Annotated in this window: 15 protein-coding genes and 1 pseudogene; 15 read left to right on the top strand and 1 reads right to left on the bottom strand. The window is 70.9% G+C overall.

Annotated elements, in window-relative coordinates; all coding sequences use genetic code 11:
- Window positions 1-39 precede the first annotated feature (39 nt).
- The 12 genes and pseudogenes from rplS (at window position 40) to ACFVVO_RS25630 (ending at window position 9972) form a co-directional block, all read left to right on the top strand.
- Window positions 40-390 (top strand): 50S ribosomal protein L19, encoded by a 351-nt coding sequence (gene rplS / locus ACFVVO_RS25575; RefSeq protein ID WP_199212174.1) that lies wholly within the window; start codon window positions 40-42, stop codon window positions 388-390.
- A 45-nt stretch (window positions 391-435) separates the two neighbouring features.
- On the top strand, window positions 436-1140 hold the full coding sequence (gene lepB, locus ACFVVO_RS25580) for a signal peptidase I (protein WP_390057919.1): 705 nt from the start codon (window positions 436-438) through the stop codon (window positions 1138-1140).
- Window positions 1133-2227 (top strand): annotated as a pseudogene (lepB, locus tag ACFVVO_RS25585) (signal peptidase I); the annotation flags it as partial. The gene lepB (ACFVVO_RS25580) and the pseudogene lepB (ACFVVO_RS25585), both read left to right, overlap by 8 nt.
- Window positions 2118-3131, top strand: a complete 1014-nt coding sequence (gene lepB, locus ACFVVO_RS25590; protein WP_390057920.1) for a signal peptidase I — start codon at window positions 2118-2120, stop codon at window positions 3129-3131. The pseudogene lepB (ACFVVO_RS25585) and the gene lepB (ACFVVO_RS25590), both read left to right, overlap by 110 nt.
- A 111-nt stretch (window positions 3132-3242) precedes the next feature.
- Window positions 3243-4019, top strand: coding sequence for a signal peptidase I (gene lepB, locus ACFVVO_RS25595; RefSeq protein WP_390057921.1), 777 nt, complete (start codon window positions 3243-3245; stop codon window positions 4017-4019).
- On the top strand, window positions 4009-4533 hold the full coding sequence (locus ACFVVO_RS25600; protein WP_390057922.1) for an NUDIX hydrolase: 525 nt from the start codon (window positions 4009-4011) through the stop codon (window positions 4531-4533). The genes lepB (ACFVVO_RS25595) and ACFVVO_RS25600 overlap by 11 nt, the downstream gene beginning before the upstream one ends.
- Window positions 4534-4589: 56 nt before the next feature.
- Window positions 4590-4898, top strand: a complete 309-nt coding sequence (locus ACFVVO_RS25605; RefSeq protein WP_003965949.1) for a DUF2469 domain-containing protein — start codon at window positions 4590-4592, stop codon at window positions 4896-4898.
- A gap of 85 nt (window positions 4899-4983) precedes the next feature.
- A complete protein-coding gene (locus ACFVVO_RS25610; protein ID WP_390057923.1) occupies window positions 4984-5379 on the top strand; it encodes a YraN family protein in 396 nt (131 codons plus the stop codon).
- Window position 5380: 1 nt separating this feature from the next.
- On the top strand, window positions 5381-7000 hold the full coding sequence (locus ACFVVO_RS25615; protein ID WP_390057924.1) for a YifB family Mg chelatase-like AAA ATPase: 1620 nt from the start codon (window positions 5381-5383) through the stop codon (window positions 6998-7000).
- Complete coding sequence (dprA, locus tag ACFVVO_RS25620; RefSeq protein WP_390057925.1) at window positions 6997-8157, top strand: DNA-processing protein DprA; 1161 nt, start codon at window positions 6997-6999, stop codon at window positions 8155-8157. The genes ACFVVO_RS25615 and dprA overlap by 4 nt, the downstream gene beginning before the upstream one ends.
- Before the next feature lie 349 nt (window positions 8158-8506).
- Window positions 8507-9349, top strand: coding sequence for an RNA polymerase sigma factor WhiG (gene whiG, locus ACFVVO_RS25625; protein WP_390057926.1), 843 nt, complete (start codon window positions 8507-8509; stop codon window positions 9347-9349).
- A 65-nt stretch (window positions 9350-9414) separates the two neighbouring features.
- Window positions 9415-9972, top strand: a complete 558-nt coding sequence (locus tag ACFVVO_RS25630; protein WP_390058020.1) for a TetR/AcrR family transcriptional regulator — start codon at window positions 9415-9417, stop codon at window positions 9970-9972.
- Between the two features lie 257 nt (window positions 9973-10229).
- Here the strand turns inward: ACFVVO_RS25630 and ACFVVO_RS25635 are convergent, their stop codons facing one another.
- Window positions 10230-10805, bottom strand: a complete 576-nt coding sequence (locus ACFVVO_RS25635; RefSeq protein WP_390057927.1) for a M23 family metallopeptidase — start codon at window positions 10803-10805, stop codon at window positions 10230-10232.
- Between the two features lie 288 nt (window positions 10806-11093).
- Here ACFVVO_RS25635 and rpsB point away from each other — a divergent pair, with 288 nt between their 5' ends.
- The 3 genes from rpsB (at window position 11094) to pyrH (ending at window position 14004) form a co-directional block, all read left to right on the top strand.
- Complete coding sequence (gene rpsB / locus ACFVVO_RS25640; RefSeq protein WP_390057928.1) at window positions 11094-12044, top strand: 30S ribosomal protein S2; 951 nt, start codon at window positions 11094-11096, stop codon at window positions 12042-12044.
- Between the two features lie 172 nt (window positions 12045-12216).
- On the top strand, window positions 12217-13053 hold the full coding sequence (tsf, locus tag ACFVVO_RS25645; RefSeq protein WP_390057929.1) for a translation elongation factor Ts: 837 nt from the start codon (window positions 12217-12219) through the stop codon (window positions 13051-13053).
- A 192-nt stretch (window positions 13054-13245) separates the two neighbouring features.
- Entirely contained in the window at window positions 13246-14004 is a 759-nt protein-coding gene (gene pyrH, locus ACFVVO_RS25650; RefSeq protein ID WP_365718564.1) for a UMP kinase, read from the top strand.
- Window positions 14005-14162: the final 158 nt, after the last annotated feature.

The following is a 14162-nucleotide window of genomic DNA, read 5'->3' on the forward strand; positions in this document are numbered from 1 at the left end:
CGTTGATGACCTGTGGCATCAGCGAAGAAAGCAGACGAAATGTCTCACCTGCTCGACACCGTCGACGCCGCGTCGCTGCGCAGCGACGTCCCCGCCTTCCGCCCGGGTGACACCGTCAACGTCCACGTCCGCGTCATCGAGGGCAACCGCTCCCGTGTGCAGCAGTTCAAGGGCGTTGTGATCCGTCGCCAGGGCTCCGGCGTCCGCGAGACCTTCACGGTCCGCAAGGTCTCGTTCTCCGTCGGCGTCGAGCGCACCTTCCCGGTGCACACCCCGATCGTCGAGAAGATCGAGCTGGTCACCCGTGGTGACGTGCGCCGCGCCAAGCTGTACTACCTCCGTGAGCTCCGCGGCAAGGCCGCGAAGATCAAGGAGAAGCGCGAGAACTGAGCGCTTTTCCTTCGGTCACATCGGGGCGGATAGCATCTGGCCTCGATGGACACCGAAGCACAGCCGACGCAACGCGATCGCTCCTCCCGACCCGGTACCACGGGGACGGAGGGACGGTCGCGTTTCGCGTTGGTGCCGCGGCTCGCCGCATGGCTGCCGGGCGGCAGGATCACCCTCACCCTCTTCGTCTGTCTGGCGTTTTTGCTCCTCCTCAACGCTTTCGTGGTGCAACCGTTCCAGATTCCGAGCGGATCCATGGAACAGGGATTGAGGATCGGTGACCGCGTCCTCGTAAATAAGTTGGCGTACCGTTTCGGTGCCCAGCCGCTCCGCGGTGACGTGGTTGTCTTCGACGGAACCGGGTATTTCGGGGACGCCGACTACATAAAGCGCGTTGCGGGACTAGAGGGAGACCATGTGGTCTGCTGCGACAAGGAGGGGAGGCTCGAGGTGAACGGCCGGCCGGTCGACGAGACGGCGTTCCTCCATCCCGGGGACAGCCCGTCCAGCGTCCCCTTCGACGTCGTCGTGCCCGCGGACCGCATGTTCGTCCTCGGGGACCACCGCAGTCGCTCCAGCGACTCCCGCGACCACCTGGGCTCGCCCGGCGGCGGCATGATCCCGGTGGAAGACGTCATCGGCCGGGCGGACTGGGTCGCCTGGCCCTACGGGCACTGGCGGCATCTGACGCGGCCGTCGGCCTACGCGCGCGTGCCCGCGGCCACCCCCGCGAGGGGCGCGCGTGGGTAACCGTGGCAAGCCGCGCGGAGTGCCGGCTGCCGCCGCCGAGAGCCTGCTGCCCACCGGGACCCGCCGCACCAGCTCCGGAACGGGCGGTGGCCGCACGCGCGCGGAGCGACGCAAGCTCCAGCGCAAGGTGAAGCGCAAGCGCAGGCGGTCAGCCGTTCGGGAGATCCCCCTTCTCGTCGGTGTCGCGGTGCTCATAGCCCTGGTCCTGAAGACGTTCCTCGTGCAGGCGTTCGTGATCCCGTCCGGCTCCATGGAGCAGACGATCCGGATCGGCGACCGTGTCCTGGTCGACAAGCTCACCCCGTGGTTCGGCTCCAAGCCGCAGCGCGGGGACGTCGTCGTCTTCCACGACCCGGGCGGCTGGCTGGCCGACGAGCAGACCACCCAGAAGAAGGACGACCCGGTGGTCGTCAAGCAGTTCAAGGAAGGCCTCACCTTCATCGGCCTGCTGCCCTCCGACAACGAGAAGGACCTGATCAAGCGGGTCATCGGGGTCGGCGGGGACCACGTCAAGTGCTGTGACGCGCAGGGCCGGATCACCGTCAACGGAAGTCCGCTCAGCGAGACCGACTACCTGAATCCGGGCAGTGCCCCGTCCGTCACCCCGTTCGACATCACCGTGCCGCAGGGACGGCTGTGGGTGATGGGCGACCACCGCGACAACTCCGCCGACTCGCGCGCGCATCAGAACACCCCGTACGGCGGCACGGTCTCCGAGGACTCGGTGGTGGGCCGGGCCATGGTGATCGGCTGGCCCATCGGCCACTGGACCAGCCTCGACGAACCTAAAACCTTCGCAAGCGTTGCCAACTCCGTGTCGGGGTCGACCGCGGCCCCTCCGCTGTCGCATAGGGTTGCCTCCGGCGATCCGAACGGAACGAACCGACTCCCGACCCCTGCGGAACTCCCGCTCGTTATGGGAGTGGTGGGCCTGCATCGTGGATGGCGCAGGCGGCGGCAGAGAGTAAGGAGTTGGCGTGGGGGATGTGGCGGTTGGCGCACGGTCGGGACACGACGGCGAGGAGCACCGCGGGCACCCCGTGGAGGCGAACGCCCCCGCTCCGGACGGCGCCGTGACGTCCGGGAACTCCGACTTCTCGGCGTCCGGGGACGGCGGGCCGGAGGAGCACCGGCTCCGGAGCGACGGCGAGGGCACGGACGGCACGGCGAACCGGCCGAAGAAGCCGCGTTCCTTCTGGAAGGAGTTGCCGATCCTGATCGGCATCGCGCTGGTCCTGGCGCTGCTGATCAAGACGTTCCTGGTGCAGGCGTTCTCGATCCCCTCGGACTCGATGCAGAACACCCTCCAGCAGGGTGACCGCGTCCTGGTCGACAAGCTCACCCCGTGGTTCGGCTCCGAGCCCGAGCGCGGCGAGGTCGTCGTCTTCCACGACCCGGACAACTGGCTGGCGGGCGAGCCCGCGCCCAACCCGAACCCGGTGCAGAAGGTCCTCAGCTGGATCGGCCTGATGCCGTCCGCCGAGGAGAAGGACCTGATCAAGCGGGTGATCGGGGTCGGCGGCGACACGATCGAGTGCAACAAGAACGGCCCGCTGCAGGTCAACGGCAAGGCGCTGAACGAGCCGTTCGTCTACCCCGGCAACACGCCGTGCAGCCTGGACGACCAGGGCGGCCAGTTCAAGGTGAAGGTTCCCCAGGGCTACATCTGGGTGATGGGCGACCACCGCCAGAACTCCCGTGACTCCCGCTACAACCAGTCCGACAGCCACCACGGCATGGTCCCCGTCGACAAGGTCGTCGGCCGCGCCATCGTGCGCGCCTGGCCCATCAACCGCTGGGGCACGCTGCCGGTGCCGGACACCTTCGACCAGCCCGGCCTCGGTGTGCAGTCCTCCGCGGCGGCGTCCCTGACCGTGGCGCCGCAGGGCGTGGCGCTGGCGGCCGTGCTGCCGGTGGCGGTCTGGCGGCGCAGGCGCGCGGACCGGCTGCGGACCGGCGTCCAGGCGACGGAGGCCGCCGGAAAGCGCTGAGCCTGCTGGCCGTGCGTGTGGGGCCCCTCTGTGAAGCTCTGGGAAAGCTGTTCCCAGGGTCCTGAAAGAGGGGCTGCCCCCGTTCGGTACCGGCAGGTAGGGTGCGGGTCCATGAGCGGCGAGAGCACCACGCGTACGGCCCCGCGCACCGCGGGCACAGGCACGGCACGGGCCGGCGGTGGCCGGCTCGGGGAGCGGCTTTCCGGGGTGGCCATGGCGCTGGGCCTGGTGCTGTTCCTCGGTGGTTTCGCCTGGGGAGCCGTGGTCTACCGGCCGTACACCGTGCCGACCAGCTCGATGACGCCGACCATCGACGCCGGTGACCGGGTACTGGCCCAGCGGGTCGACGGCACTGAGGTGCGGCGCGGCGACGTGGTCGTCTTCCGCGACAAGAGCTGGGTCACCGACGCCAACGTGGTCAAGCGGGTCGTCGCGGTCGGCGGTGACACCGTCTCCTGCTGCACCGACGGCAAGCTCACCGTCAACGGCAAGAAGATCGACGAGCCCTACCTGCCCGCGGGCAGCCCGGCCGAGATCACGAACTTCCCGACCATCACCGTCCCCAAGGGCCGGCTGTTCCTCCTCGGCGACGAACGCCAGGGCTCCCTGGACTCCACCGCCCACCTCACCGACGCCGCCCGGGGCACGGTGGCGCGCGGCGCCGTCTCCGCGCGTGTCGACTCCGTCGTCTGGCCCATGAACGGCATGCTCGAGCGCCCCACCGGATTCGAGACGCTGGGTGCCCTCTCCCAGCCGGGCCCGCTCAGGATCATCGAGCTGGTGATCGTCGCCGGCGCCGTCCTGGTCCTCGGCGGCGGCGCGTACGGCTCGATCGCCAAGCGGCTGGGCCGCAAGCGCAACCGCCCGGGGCCCGCCGGTGCCCGCTGAGACCACGCGGCCGGGCGAGGACACCTACGAAGGCGGACCGCGCAGGGTGGCCCGGGTGGTCCTGCTCGACCCCGAGGACCGCATCCTTCTGCTGCACGGTCATGAGCCGGACGATCCGGCCGACGACTGGTGGTTCACCCCCGGCGGCGGTCTGGAGGGCGACGAGACGCGCGAAGAGGCCGCGCTGAGGGAACTCGCCGAGGAGACCGGCATCACCGACGTCGCCCTGGGCCCCGTGCTGTGGCGCAGGCAATGCTCCTTCCCGTTCGCGGGCCGGCGCTGGGACCAGGACGAGTGGTACTACCTGGCCCGCACGACCCAGACGGCCACCGCGGCCCTGGGCCTGACCGAGCTGGAGCGGCGCAGTGTCGCCGGAGCGCGCTGGTGGACGTGCCAGGAACTGACCCGGGCACATGAGACGGTGTATCCGACCAGACTCGCCGGGCTGCTGCGCACGCTGCTCGACGAAGGTCCCCCCGCCAGGCCCGTGACTCTGGACACGGAAATCGTCTGAGGGCTCGTCGGACTGGCGCACAATGGGGGGATCGCACGGCTGAAGGGGAACATGCCATGAGCGCCGAGGACCTCGAAAAGTACGAGACCGAGATGGAGCTGAAGCTCTACCGGGAGTATCGAGATGTCGTCGGTCTGTTCAAATACGTTATCGAGACCGAGCGGCGCTTCTACCTCACCAACGACTACGAGATGCAGGTGCACTCGGTCCAGGGCGAGGTGTTCTTCGAGGTGTCGATGGCGGACGCCTGGGTCTGGGACATGTACCGGCCGGCCCGTTTCGTGAAGCAGGTGCGTGTCCTCACCTTCAAGGACGTGAACATCGAGGAGCTGAACAAGAGCGACCTCGAGCTTCCGGGCGGCTGACGACCCCGGAATCCGTCGTACGGGTGACGGGGTTCTCCACAACCGGCGAGTAGCCCACCAAGATCCACTTCTGCTCGCATGCTGCGTGACCGTGGGTGCCGGAGGTGGTGCCGACATGAGCAGGGCACGCAGTGGACTCGGCAGGTACGGCGAGGATCTGGCCGCGCGGCGGCTGACCGAGGCAGGGATGACCATCCTGCGGCGCAACTGGCGCTGCGGTCGTTCCGGTGAGATCGACATCGTGGCCCGGGACGGGAACACACTGGTCGTCTGCGAGGTGAAGACCCGCAGGGCCGGTGGCTTCCAGCACCCGATGGCCGCCGTCACGCCCGAGAAGGCCCGACGCCTGCACGGCCTGGCCGAACGCTGGATCCAGGCCCACGGCGGAGCCCCGCCGGGCGGCGTGCGCATCGACCTGGTCGGCGTGCTGCTGCCCCGTCGGGGCGCCCCGGCCGTCGAGCACGCGCGGGGGGTGGCCTGAGATGGGATTCGCCCGTACGTGCTCCGTCGCCCTCGTCGGCGTCGAGGGCGTGGTCGTCGAGGTGCAGGCCGACCTGGAACCCGGCGTGGCGGCCTTCACCCTGGTGGGCCTGCCGGACAAGAGCCTGACGGAGAGCCGGGACCGGGTCCGGGCGGCGGTGGTGAACTCGGGCGGCGAATGGCCGCAGAAGAAGCTCACCGTCGGACTGAGCCCGGCGTCCGTGCCCAAGGCCGGCTCCGGCTTCGACCTGGCCGTCGCCTGCGCGGTGCTAGGCGCCGCCGAGCGGATCGACCCGCGGGTCCTCGCCGAGATCGTGATGATCGGAGAGCTGGGGCTGGACGGCCGGGTGCGGCCGGTGCGGGGCATCCTGCCCGCCGTCCTCGCCGCCGCCGACGCGGGATACGAACAGGTGGTCGTGCCCGAGAGCGCCGCCGCCGAGGCCTCGCTGGTCCCCGGGGTGTCCGTGCTCGGCGTCCGCAGCCTGCGACAGCTGATCGCCGTCCTCACCGACGAGCCCGTGCCCGAGGAGGAACCGGACGGGCAGGGGCGCCCGGACCCCCTGCTGGCCGGGCTGCGCGTACCCGGCACCGGGGCGGCCACCGGCATGCTCGGCGGCGGCGCCCAGCAGCCCGACCACGATCTCGCCGACGTCGTGGGCCAGACCTCGGCGCGCACGGCCGTCGAGGTGGCCGCCGCCGGCGGGCACCACCTGTTCCTCGAGGGCCCGCCGGGAGCGGGCAAGACCATGCTCGCCGAGCGGCTGCCCGCCGTGCTGCCCCCGCTCACCCGGCAGGAGTCCCTGGAGGTCACGGCGGTCCACTCGGTGGCCGGACTGCTCCCCCCTGGCAAACCCCTCGTCGAGGTCGCGCCCTACTGCGCCCCGCACCACTCGGCCACGATGCAGTCCCTCGTCGGGGGCGGCCCGGGCGTCGCGCGGCCCGGCGCCGTGTCCCTGGCCCACCGTGGCGTGTTGTTCCTGGACGAGGCGCCCGAGTTCCACGGCCAGACGCTGGACGCCCTGCGGCAGCCGCTGGAGTCCGGGCACGTGGTGATCGCCCGCAGCGCGGGAGTGGTCCGGTTCCCCGCCCGGTTCCTGATGGTCCTGGCGGCCAACCCCTGCCCCTGCGGGCGGTTCTCGCAGCGGGACTCCCTGTGCGACTGCCCGCCGTCGGCGATCCGCCGGTACCAGGCCCGGCTGTCCGGCCCGCTGCTGGACCGGGTCGACCTGCGGGTCGAGGTCGATCCGGTCACCCGTGCCCAGCTCACCGAACCCGGGGCCCGGGGCGAGTCCTCGGCGACCGTCGCCGACCGGGTCCGGGCGGCCCGGGAGCGGGCCGCGGCCCGCCTCGCCGGAACTCCCTGGGGCAGCAACAGCGAGGTGCCCGGAAGAGAGCTGCGAAGCCGCTTCCACGCCGCCGCCGGTGCGATGGACGAGGCCGAGCGCAGCCTCGAGCGGGGCGTGCTCACGGCCCGTGGCATCGACCGGGTGCTGCGCGTCGCCTGGACGGTCGCGGACCTCGTCGGCCACGACCGCCCGGACGCCGGCGACGTCTGCCTCGCCCTGCAACTGCGCACCGGGATTCCACGGGGCGTGCCCATGGCCCTCGGGGTCCTGGCATGACCATGGGGGCCGACGCGGGGGAGGAGCGGCTGGGGCGGGTCTTCCTCGCCCGGGTCATGGAGCCGGGGGACGAGGCCGGCGGGCGGTGGCTGCGGGAGTTCGGGGTGGCGGAAGTGGTCCGGCGGTTGCGCGACGGCGGGCGGCGGCTGCCGGGGGTGAGCGGCAAACGGTGGGCCGGACTGGTGGCGCGGGCCGGACGGGCCGAGCCGGAGCGGGACCTTGAGGAGGCGCGGAACGCCGGTGTGCGGTTCGTGTGCCCGGGCGACATCGAGTGGCCGGGCCGGCTCGACGACCTGGGCGACGAGCGGCCCACGGGCCTGTGGGTGCGCGGCACGCCCAGTCTGCGGATATGGGCGCTCGGCTCCGTCGCCGTGGTCGGGGCGCGCGCCTGCACCGAGTACGGGACGCATGTGGCGGCCACCCTCGCCGCCGAGCTGGCAGAGCGGGGATGGGTCGTCGTGTCCGGCGGGGCCTACGGCATCGACGGGGCCGCCCACCGGGGCGCCCTCGCGGCCGGCGGGGCCACCGTCGCCGTGCTGGCCTGCGGCGTCGACCGGCCCTACCCGCGCGGGCACACCGCGCTGATCAACCGGATCGCGGAGCAGGGCCTGGTGGTGGGGGAGCTGCCGCCCGGCGATCACCCGACGCCGAGCCGGTTCATCCTGCGGAACCGGGTGATCGCGGCGCTCACCCGGGGCACCGTCGTCGTGGAGGCCGCCTGCCGCAGCGGCTCGCTGGTCACCGCGCGGGCCGCCGAGCGGCTCGGCAGGTTCACGATGGGTGTCCCGGGGCCGGTCACCAGCTCTCTCTCCTCCGGCGTGCACGAACTGCTGCGCGGCGGGGCCACGCTGGTCACCGATGCCGCGGACGTCATCGAACTCGTGGGTGACATGGGTGAGCTGGCCCCGCCCCGGCGTGGCCCCGTGCTCCCGCGTGACCTGCTGGAACCGGCCGCGCGGGCCGTCCTCGCCGCCCTGCCCGGAAACGGCCTGGCCGACGCCGGGGAGATCGCGCGCGGCGCGCGGACCACCCCGGACGAGGTGATCGCGAGACTGTACGAACTCCGAGCACTTGGTTACGTCGAACGACACGGCGATGGCTGGAAGTTGACACGCCAGGCGCTGATCTCGGCCCGGGGCGGCCCATCTCCGTGCTGACCGAGCGTGTTCGGCCGTCCGGGGGAATGCCCTAAGCCCTTGGGAATTCCCGGAGTTGGCGCATCCGGGTGGTCACGCAGAGCGAGCCGGCGACTGTGATGGTGCGACCCGTGGAGAAGCTCCGCGCAGGGGTGGTGCCTCGTTGTTCGCACACCGCGACTCCACAGTCACGCTACGCTCACGAAGTCCGGGCGCAGACCGCGCCGACTCGCCATCAGACCGACAGCTCACCCGGGTGCCCCACTTCACCCAAGGTGATCCACCGCGCACCACTTCCGCTCACCACCCCACCTCGCAGCACTTCACGGCAGATCACGGCACTTCACGGCAGAACGGCACAAGGCGACGAATGCCCCAGCACACCTCCGGCTCCGACCGGGCGGCGGTCCCACCAGCCGCCCGCGACGGTGGCAGCGTGCGGCCGCCCGCTCCCTCGACGCTCGACGAACTGTGGCGGTCGTACAAGGCGACGGGGGACGAGCGGCTGCGGGAGCAACTGATCCTGCACTACTCGCCGCTGGTCAAGTACGTGGCGGGCCGGGTCAGCGTCGGTCTGCCGCCCAACGTGGAGCAGGCCGACTTCGTCTCCTCGGGAGTGTTCGGACTGATCGACGCGATCGAGAAGTTCGACATCGACCGGGAGATCAAGTTCGAGACGTACGCGATCACCCGGATCCGGGGCGCCATGATCGACGAGCTGCGGGCGCTGGACTGGATCCCCCGGTCCGTCCGGCAGAAGGCGCGCAATGTCGAACGGGCCTACGCCACCCTGGAGGCGCGGCTGCGGCGAACCCCGACGGAGGGGGAGGTCGCCGCCGAGCTGGACATGGAGGTGGACGAGCTGCACGCCGTGTTCAGCCAGTTGTCGCTGGCCAACGTGGTCGCGCTGGAGGAGCTGCTGCATGTCGGCGGCGACGGCGGCGACCGGCTCAGCCTCATGGACACGCTCGAGGACACCGCCGCCGACAACCCGGTGGAGGTCGTCGAGGACCGGGAACTGCGGCGGTTCCTCGCGCGCGCGATCAACACGCTGCCGGAGCGGGAGAAGACGGTCGTCACGCTCTACTACTACGAGGGGCTCACCCTCGCCGAGATCGGCAATGTGCTCGGGGTCACCGAGAGCCGGGTCAGCCAGATCCACACCAAGTCAGTGCTCCAGCTGAGGGCGAAGCTGGCGAGCTTCGGACGCTGAGTCGTTCCCGTTCACGGGGACGCGTCCGTAAAGTGGTCGACGTGCCAAGGATTCGAGCGGCCTCCGTGGCCGAGCACCGGTCGATGCAGCGAGCCGCCCTGCTGGACGCGGCTCGGTCCCTGCTGTCCGCTGGCGGGACCGACGCGCTGACGTTTCCCGCGCTGGCCGAACGGACGGGCCTGGCACGGTCGTCCGTGTACGAGTACTTCCGCTCGCGCGCCGCCGTGGTCGAGGAGCTGTGCGAGGTCGACTTCCCCGTCTGGGCGGCGGAGGTCGCGACGGCGATGGAGCGCGCGGCGACGGCCGAGGGCAAGGTCGAGGCGTACGTGCGGCAGCAGCTGGCGCTGGTCGGGGACCGGCGGCACCGGGCCGTCGTGGCGATCTCGGCGAGTGAGCTGGACGCGGGGGCGCGCGAGAAGATCCGCGCGGCTCACGGAGGGCTGGTCGCGATGGTCGTCGAGGCCCTGGCGGAGATGGGGCACGAGCAGCCCCGGCTGGCGGCGATGCTGTTGCAGGGGGTCGTGGACGCGGCCGTGCGGCGGATCGAGCTGGGTGCGGCCGAGGAGCCGGCCAGGATCACGGACGCCGCTGTCCGGATGGCTCTGCGGGGGGTTCAGGGCTGAAGGGGCTGCCGCGAGGCTGGGCGGGGTTTGGGCCTCGTGCTTTCAGGGCGCCCTTTGCCGGTGTGGGCCGGCAGGTGTTGCGCTTGCCCGCGCTTGCGGGGTGCTTCCCTCACTCGCGGCTTCCCTCACCCGCGGCTCCGCTCGAGCGGGGGGACCCCCATCGCCCACCCGTGCCGCCCTGGGTCCCCCCGACCCTTGAGGCACTGGGGGAGGGCACGCATGCCCGCGGCTACGGGTAGCCGGCCGCCGCCAGGCCGCTAAGCCGGCACGTTCAGCACCGGTAGCAGTCGGGATGGTCCCCTGCGCAGTAGCCACGGTGGTAGCAGGGTCAGCGGGTTCAGGTAGGTCTCGCCGGTCAGCAGGCCCCAGTGCACGCAGGTGGTGGGGCAGTGCGGGGCCGTGGCCTCCACCGTGCCGACCACGTCACCCGCCCCGACCTCGTCCCCCTTCCGCACCGACGGGGCCACCGGCTCGTACGTCGTGCGCAGATCCGTCCCCGTCAGTTCCACCGACACCACGCCACGCCCCGCCACCCGTCCCGCGAAGGACACCCGTCCGGGTGCCACCGCCCGTACCGGGGCACCGGCCGGCGCGCCCAGGTCCACACCCCGGTGCCCGGGGCCGTACACCGTCGCCGGCGGCTCCCAGCCCCGTACCACCACCGGCCGGACCCCCACCGGCCAGGCGCGGGCGATGGCCGGAACCGGTGCCCGCGAAGGCGGTGAGGGCGCCGGGGCCGGGGTGTCCGCGGAGGCCAGGGGCGTAGGCACGAGTGCCGCGAGACCGAGCACCAAGCCCGCCCACACACCCGAATGCCGCATCACTCGTCGCATGCCGGAACCCTCCCGCACCCGAGTGATCACGGCCGGGATCTGTGGACCACCCCCCGGTTGTGGACAGCGGCGTCACCCGCTGCCCCGGCGGTCCCGTACACTTTCTCTGGCGATCCGGGTCACCGGGTCGACTTCGCACGCCCCGGTACGGGTCTCGTCGGACGACGTTTGTCGGACGGTCCGTATCAGCGCCCCTCGGTCCTTCGTGGCACCGGCGCAACGCGGGCGTCAGGCGCGACGGCCGACCGGCAGTCGCGGCACAACCGAGAAACTCAAGGAGATACGGCCATGGCCGTCGTCACGATGCGGGAGCTGCTGGAGAGCGGCGTCCACTTCGGTCACCAGACCCGTCGCTGGAACCCGAAGATGAAGCGCTTCATCTTCACCGAGCGCAACGGCATCTACATCATCGACCTGCTCCAGTCGCTGTCGTACATCGACCGCGCCTACGAGTTCGTCAAGGAGACCGTCGCCCATGGCGGCACGGTCATGTTCGTCGGTACGAAGAAGCAGGCGCAGGAGGCCATCGCCGAGCAGGCCACCCGCGTCGGCATGCCCTACGTCAACCAGCGCTGGCTGGGCGGCATGCTCACCAACTTCTCGACCGTCTACAAGCGCCTGCAGCGCCTGAAGGAGCTCGAGCAGATCGACTTCGAGGACGTGGCCGCCTCCGGCCTCACCAAGAAGGAGCTGCTCGTCCTCTCCCGCGAGAAGGCCAAGCTGGAGAAGACCCTCGGCGGTATCCGCGAGATGCAGAAGGTGCCCAGCGCCGTCTGGATCGTGGACACCAAGAAGGAGCACATCGCCGTTGGTGAGGCCCGGAAGCTGAACATCCCGGTCGTCGCGATTCTCGACACCAACTGCGACCCCGACGAGGTCGACTACAAGATCCCGGGCAACGACGACGCGATCCGCTCCGTCACCCTGCTCACCCGTGTGATCGCCGACGCGGTCGCCGAGGGCCTCATCTCCCGCTCTCGTGTCGCCACCGGTGACAAGGGCGAGAAGGCCGCGGCCGAGCCGCTCGCCGAGTGGGAGCGCGACCTGCTCGAGGGCGAGAAGAAGGCCGACGAGGCCGCTCCCGCCGAGGCTGCTCCGGCCGCCGAGGCCGAGAAGCCGGCCGAGGCCCCCGCCGCCGAGGCCGAGAAGCCCGCCGAGGCCCCCGCCGCCGAGGCCGAGAAGCCGGCTGAGGCCCCCGCCGCCGAGGCCGCCCCGGCCGCCGAGGGCGAGCAGGCCTGACGTCAGCGTCGACGGTGGGGGCGGTACGGATCCATTGCGCCTCCGGCGCGGGTAAGTCCGCCCCCACCGTTCACCCGTAGGTCGGCACGCCGTCCGCGATCCACGGCTACAAGTGGACACGGACCGTGCGGATCTCCGTTCTCCGAAGACTTCGAGAAAGACTCACAGACTCATGGCGAACTACACCGCCGCCGACGTCAAGAAGCTCCGTGAGCTGACCGGCGCCGGCATGATGGACTGCAAGAAGGCGCTGGACGAGGCCGAGGGCAACGTCGAGAAGGCCGTCGAGGCGCTTCGCATCAAGGGCCAGAAGGGCGTCGCCAAGCGCGAGGGCCGCTCCGCCGAGAACGGCGCCGTGGTCTCCGTCATCGCCGACGACAACTCCTCCGGCGTCATCGTCGAGCTGAAGTGCGAGACGGACTTCGTGGCCAAGGGCGACAAGTTCCAGGCCGTGGCCCGGACCATCGCCGAGCACGTCGCGAAGACCTCCCCGGCCGACCTCGAGGCCCTGCTCGCCTCCGAGATCGAGGCCGGTAAGACCGTGCAGGCGTTCGTGGACGAGGCCAACGCCAACCTCGGCGAGAAGATCGTCCTGGACCGCTTCGCGCAGTTCTCCGACGGCTTCGTCACCGCGTACATGCACCGCACCATGCCCGACCTGCCCCCGCAGATCGGTGTCCTCGTCGAGCTGGACAAGCCGAACGCCGAGGTCGCCAAGGGCATCGCCCAGCACATCGCCGCCTTCGCGCCGAAGTACCTCGCCAAGGAGGACGTGCCGGCCGAGGTCGTCGAGGCCGAGCGTCGCATCGCCGAGGAGACCACCCGCGCCGAGGGCAAGCCCGAGGCCGCGATCGCCAAGATCGTCGACGGTCGCGTCAACGGCTTCTTCAAGGACGCCACGCTGCTCGGCCAGCCGTACGCGCTGGACAACAAGAAGTCGGTCCAGAAGGTACTGGACGAGGCCGGTGTCACCCTGAAGCGCTTCTCGCGCATCAAGGTCGGCATCTGAGTCCGTACCGCGATCGACGCGCGACCGCTATAGGGTCGACAGCAGTCGTCCGCGCACACCGCCACACCCGGGCACGTGGCGGACGGCAGCAGATCTGACGAGGAGGCCATTGCCGCGCATGGGAGCGAAAAGCGACCCCAACCGGCAATGGCCTTCTTCGTATGTGCAACACGTGAAAGAGGCGGGATCCCCATGACCACCAAGGCCCAGAAGAGCGACGACGGCAAAGTACGCGGCCGGTTTCTGCTGAAGCTGTCCGGAGAGGCCTTCTCCGGTGGCGGGGGCCTGGGCGTGGACCCGGACGTGGTGCACAAGATCGCCCGCGAGATCGCGGCCGTCGTCCGGGACGGCGCGGAGGTCGCGGTCGTCATCGGCGGCGGCAACTTCTTCCGCGGTGCCGAACTCCAGCAGCGCGGCATGGACCGCGCCCGCTCCGACTACATGGGCATGCTCGGCACCGTGATGAACTGCCTCGCCCTCCAGGACTTCCTGGAGAAGGAGGGCATCGACAGCCGGGTGCAGACCGCCATCACCATGGGCCAGGTCGCCGAGCCGTACATCCCGCTGCGCGCCGTGCGCCACCTGGAGAAGGGCCGCGTGGTCATCTTCGGCGCCGGAATGGGCATGCCGTACTTCTCCACCGACACCACCGCCGCCCAGCGCGCCCTGGAGATCGACGCCGAGGCGCTGCTCATGGGCAAGAACGGCGTGGACGGCGTCTACGACTCCGACCCCAAGACCAACCCCGACGCCGTCAAGTTCGACGCCCTCGGCTACGGCGAGGTCATCACCCGGGACCTCAAGGTCGCCGACGCCACCGCCATCACCCTGTGCCGTGACAACAAGCTGCCGATCCTCGTGTTCGAGCTGCTCGCCGAGGGCAATATCGCCCGGGCCGTCAAGGGTGAGAAGATCGGCACGCTGGTGGGTGACCAGGGCAGCCGGGACTGACCGGCACACCCCGGGCGCCCGGGGTACGACACCTGTCCGGGGGACGGACGGGACGCGCCCTGGCCGGGGGATGGACAATGTCCTGCCGGTCGGGAACCGTGCAGGAAGAAGACGCGACGCAGCCGGCCGCCGCCCGACAGAGGAACCGCAGCCGGGCC

The sequence above is a fragment of the Streptomyces sp. NPDC058145 genome, assembly GCF_042884245.1.
In the GTDB taxonomy this organism is placed as follows: domain Bacteria; phylum Actinomycetota; class Actinomycetes; order Streptomycetales; family Streptomycetaceae; genus Streptomyces.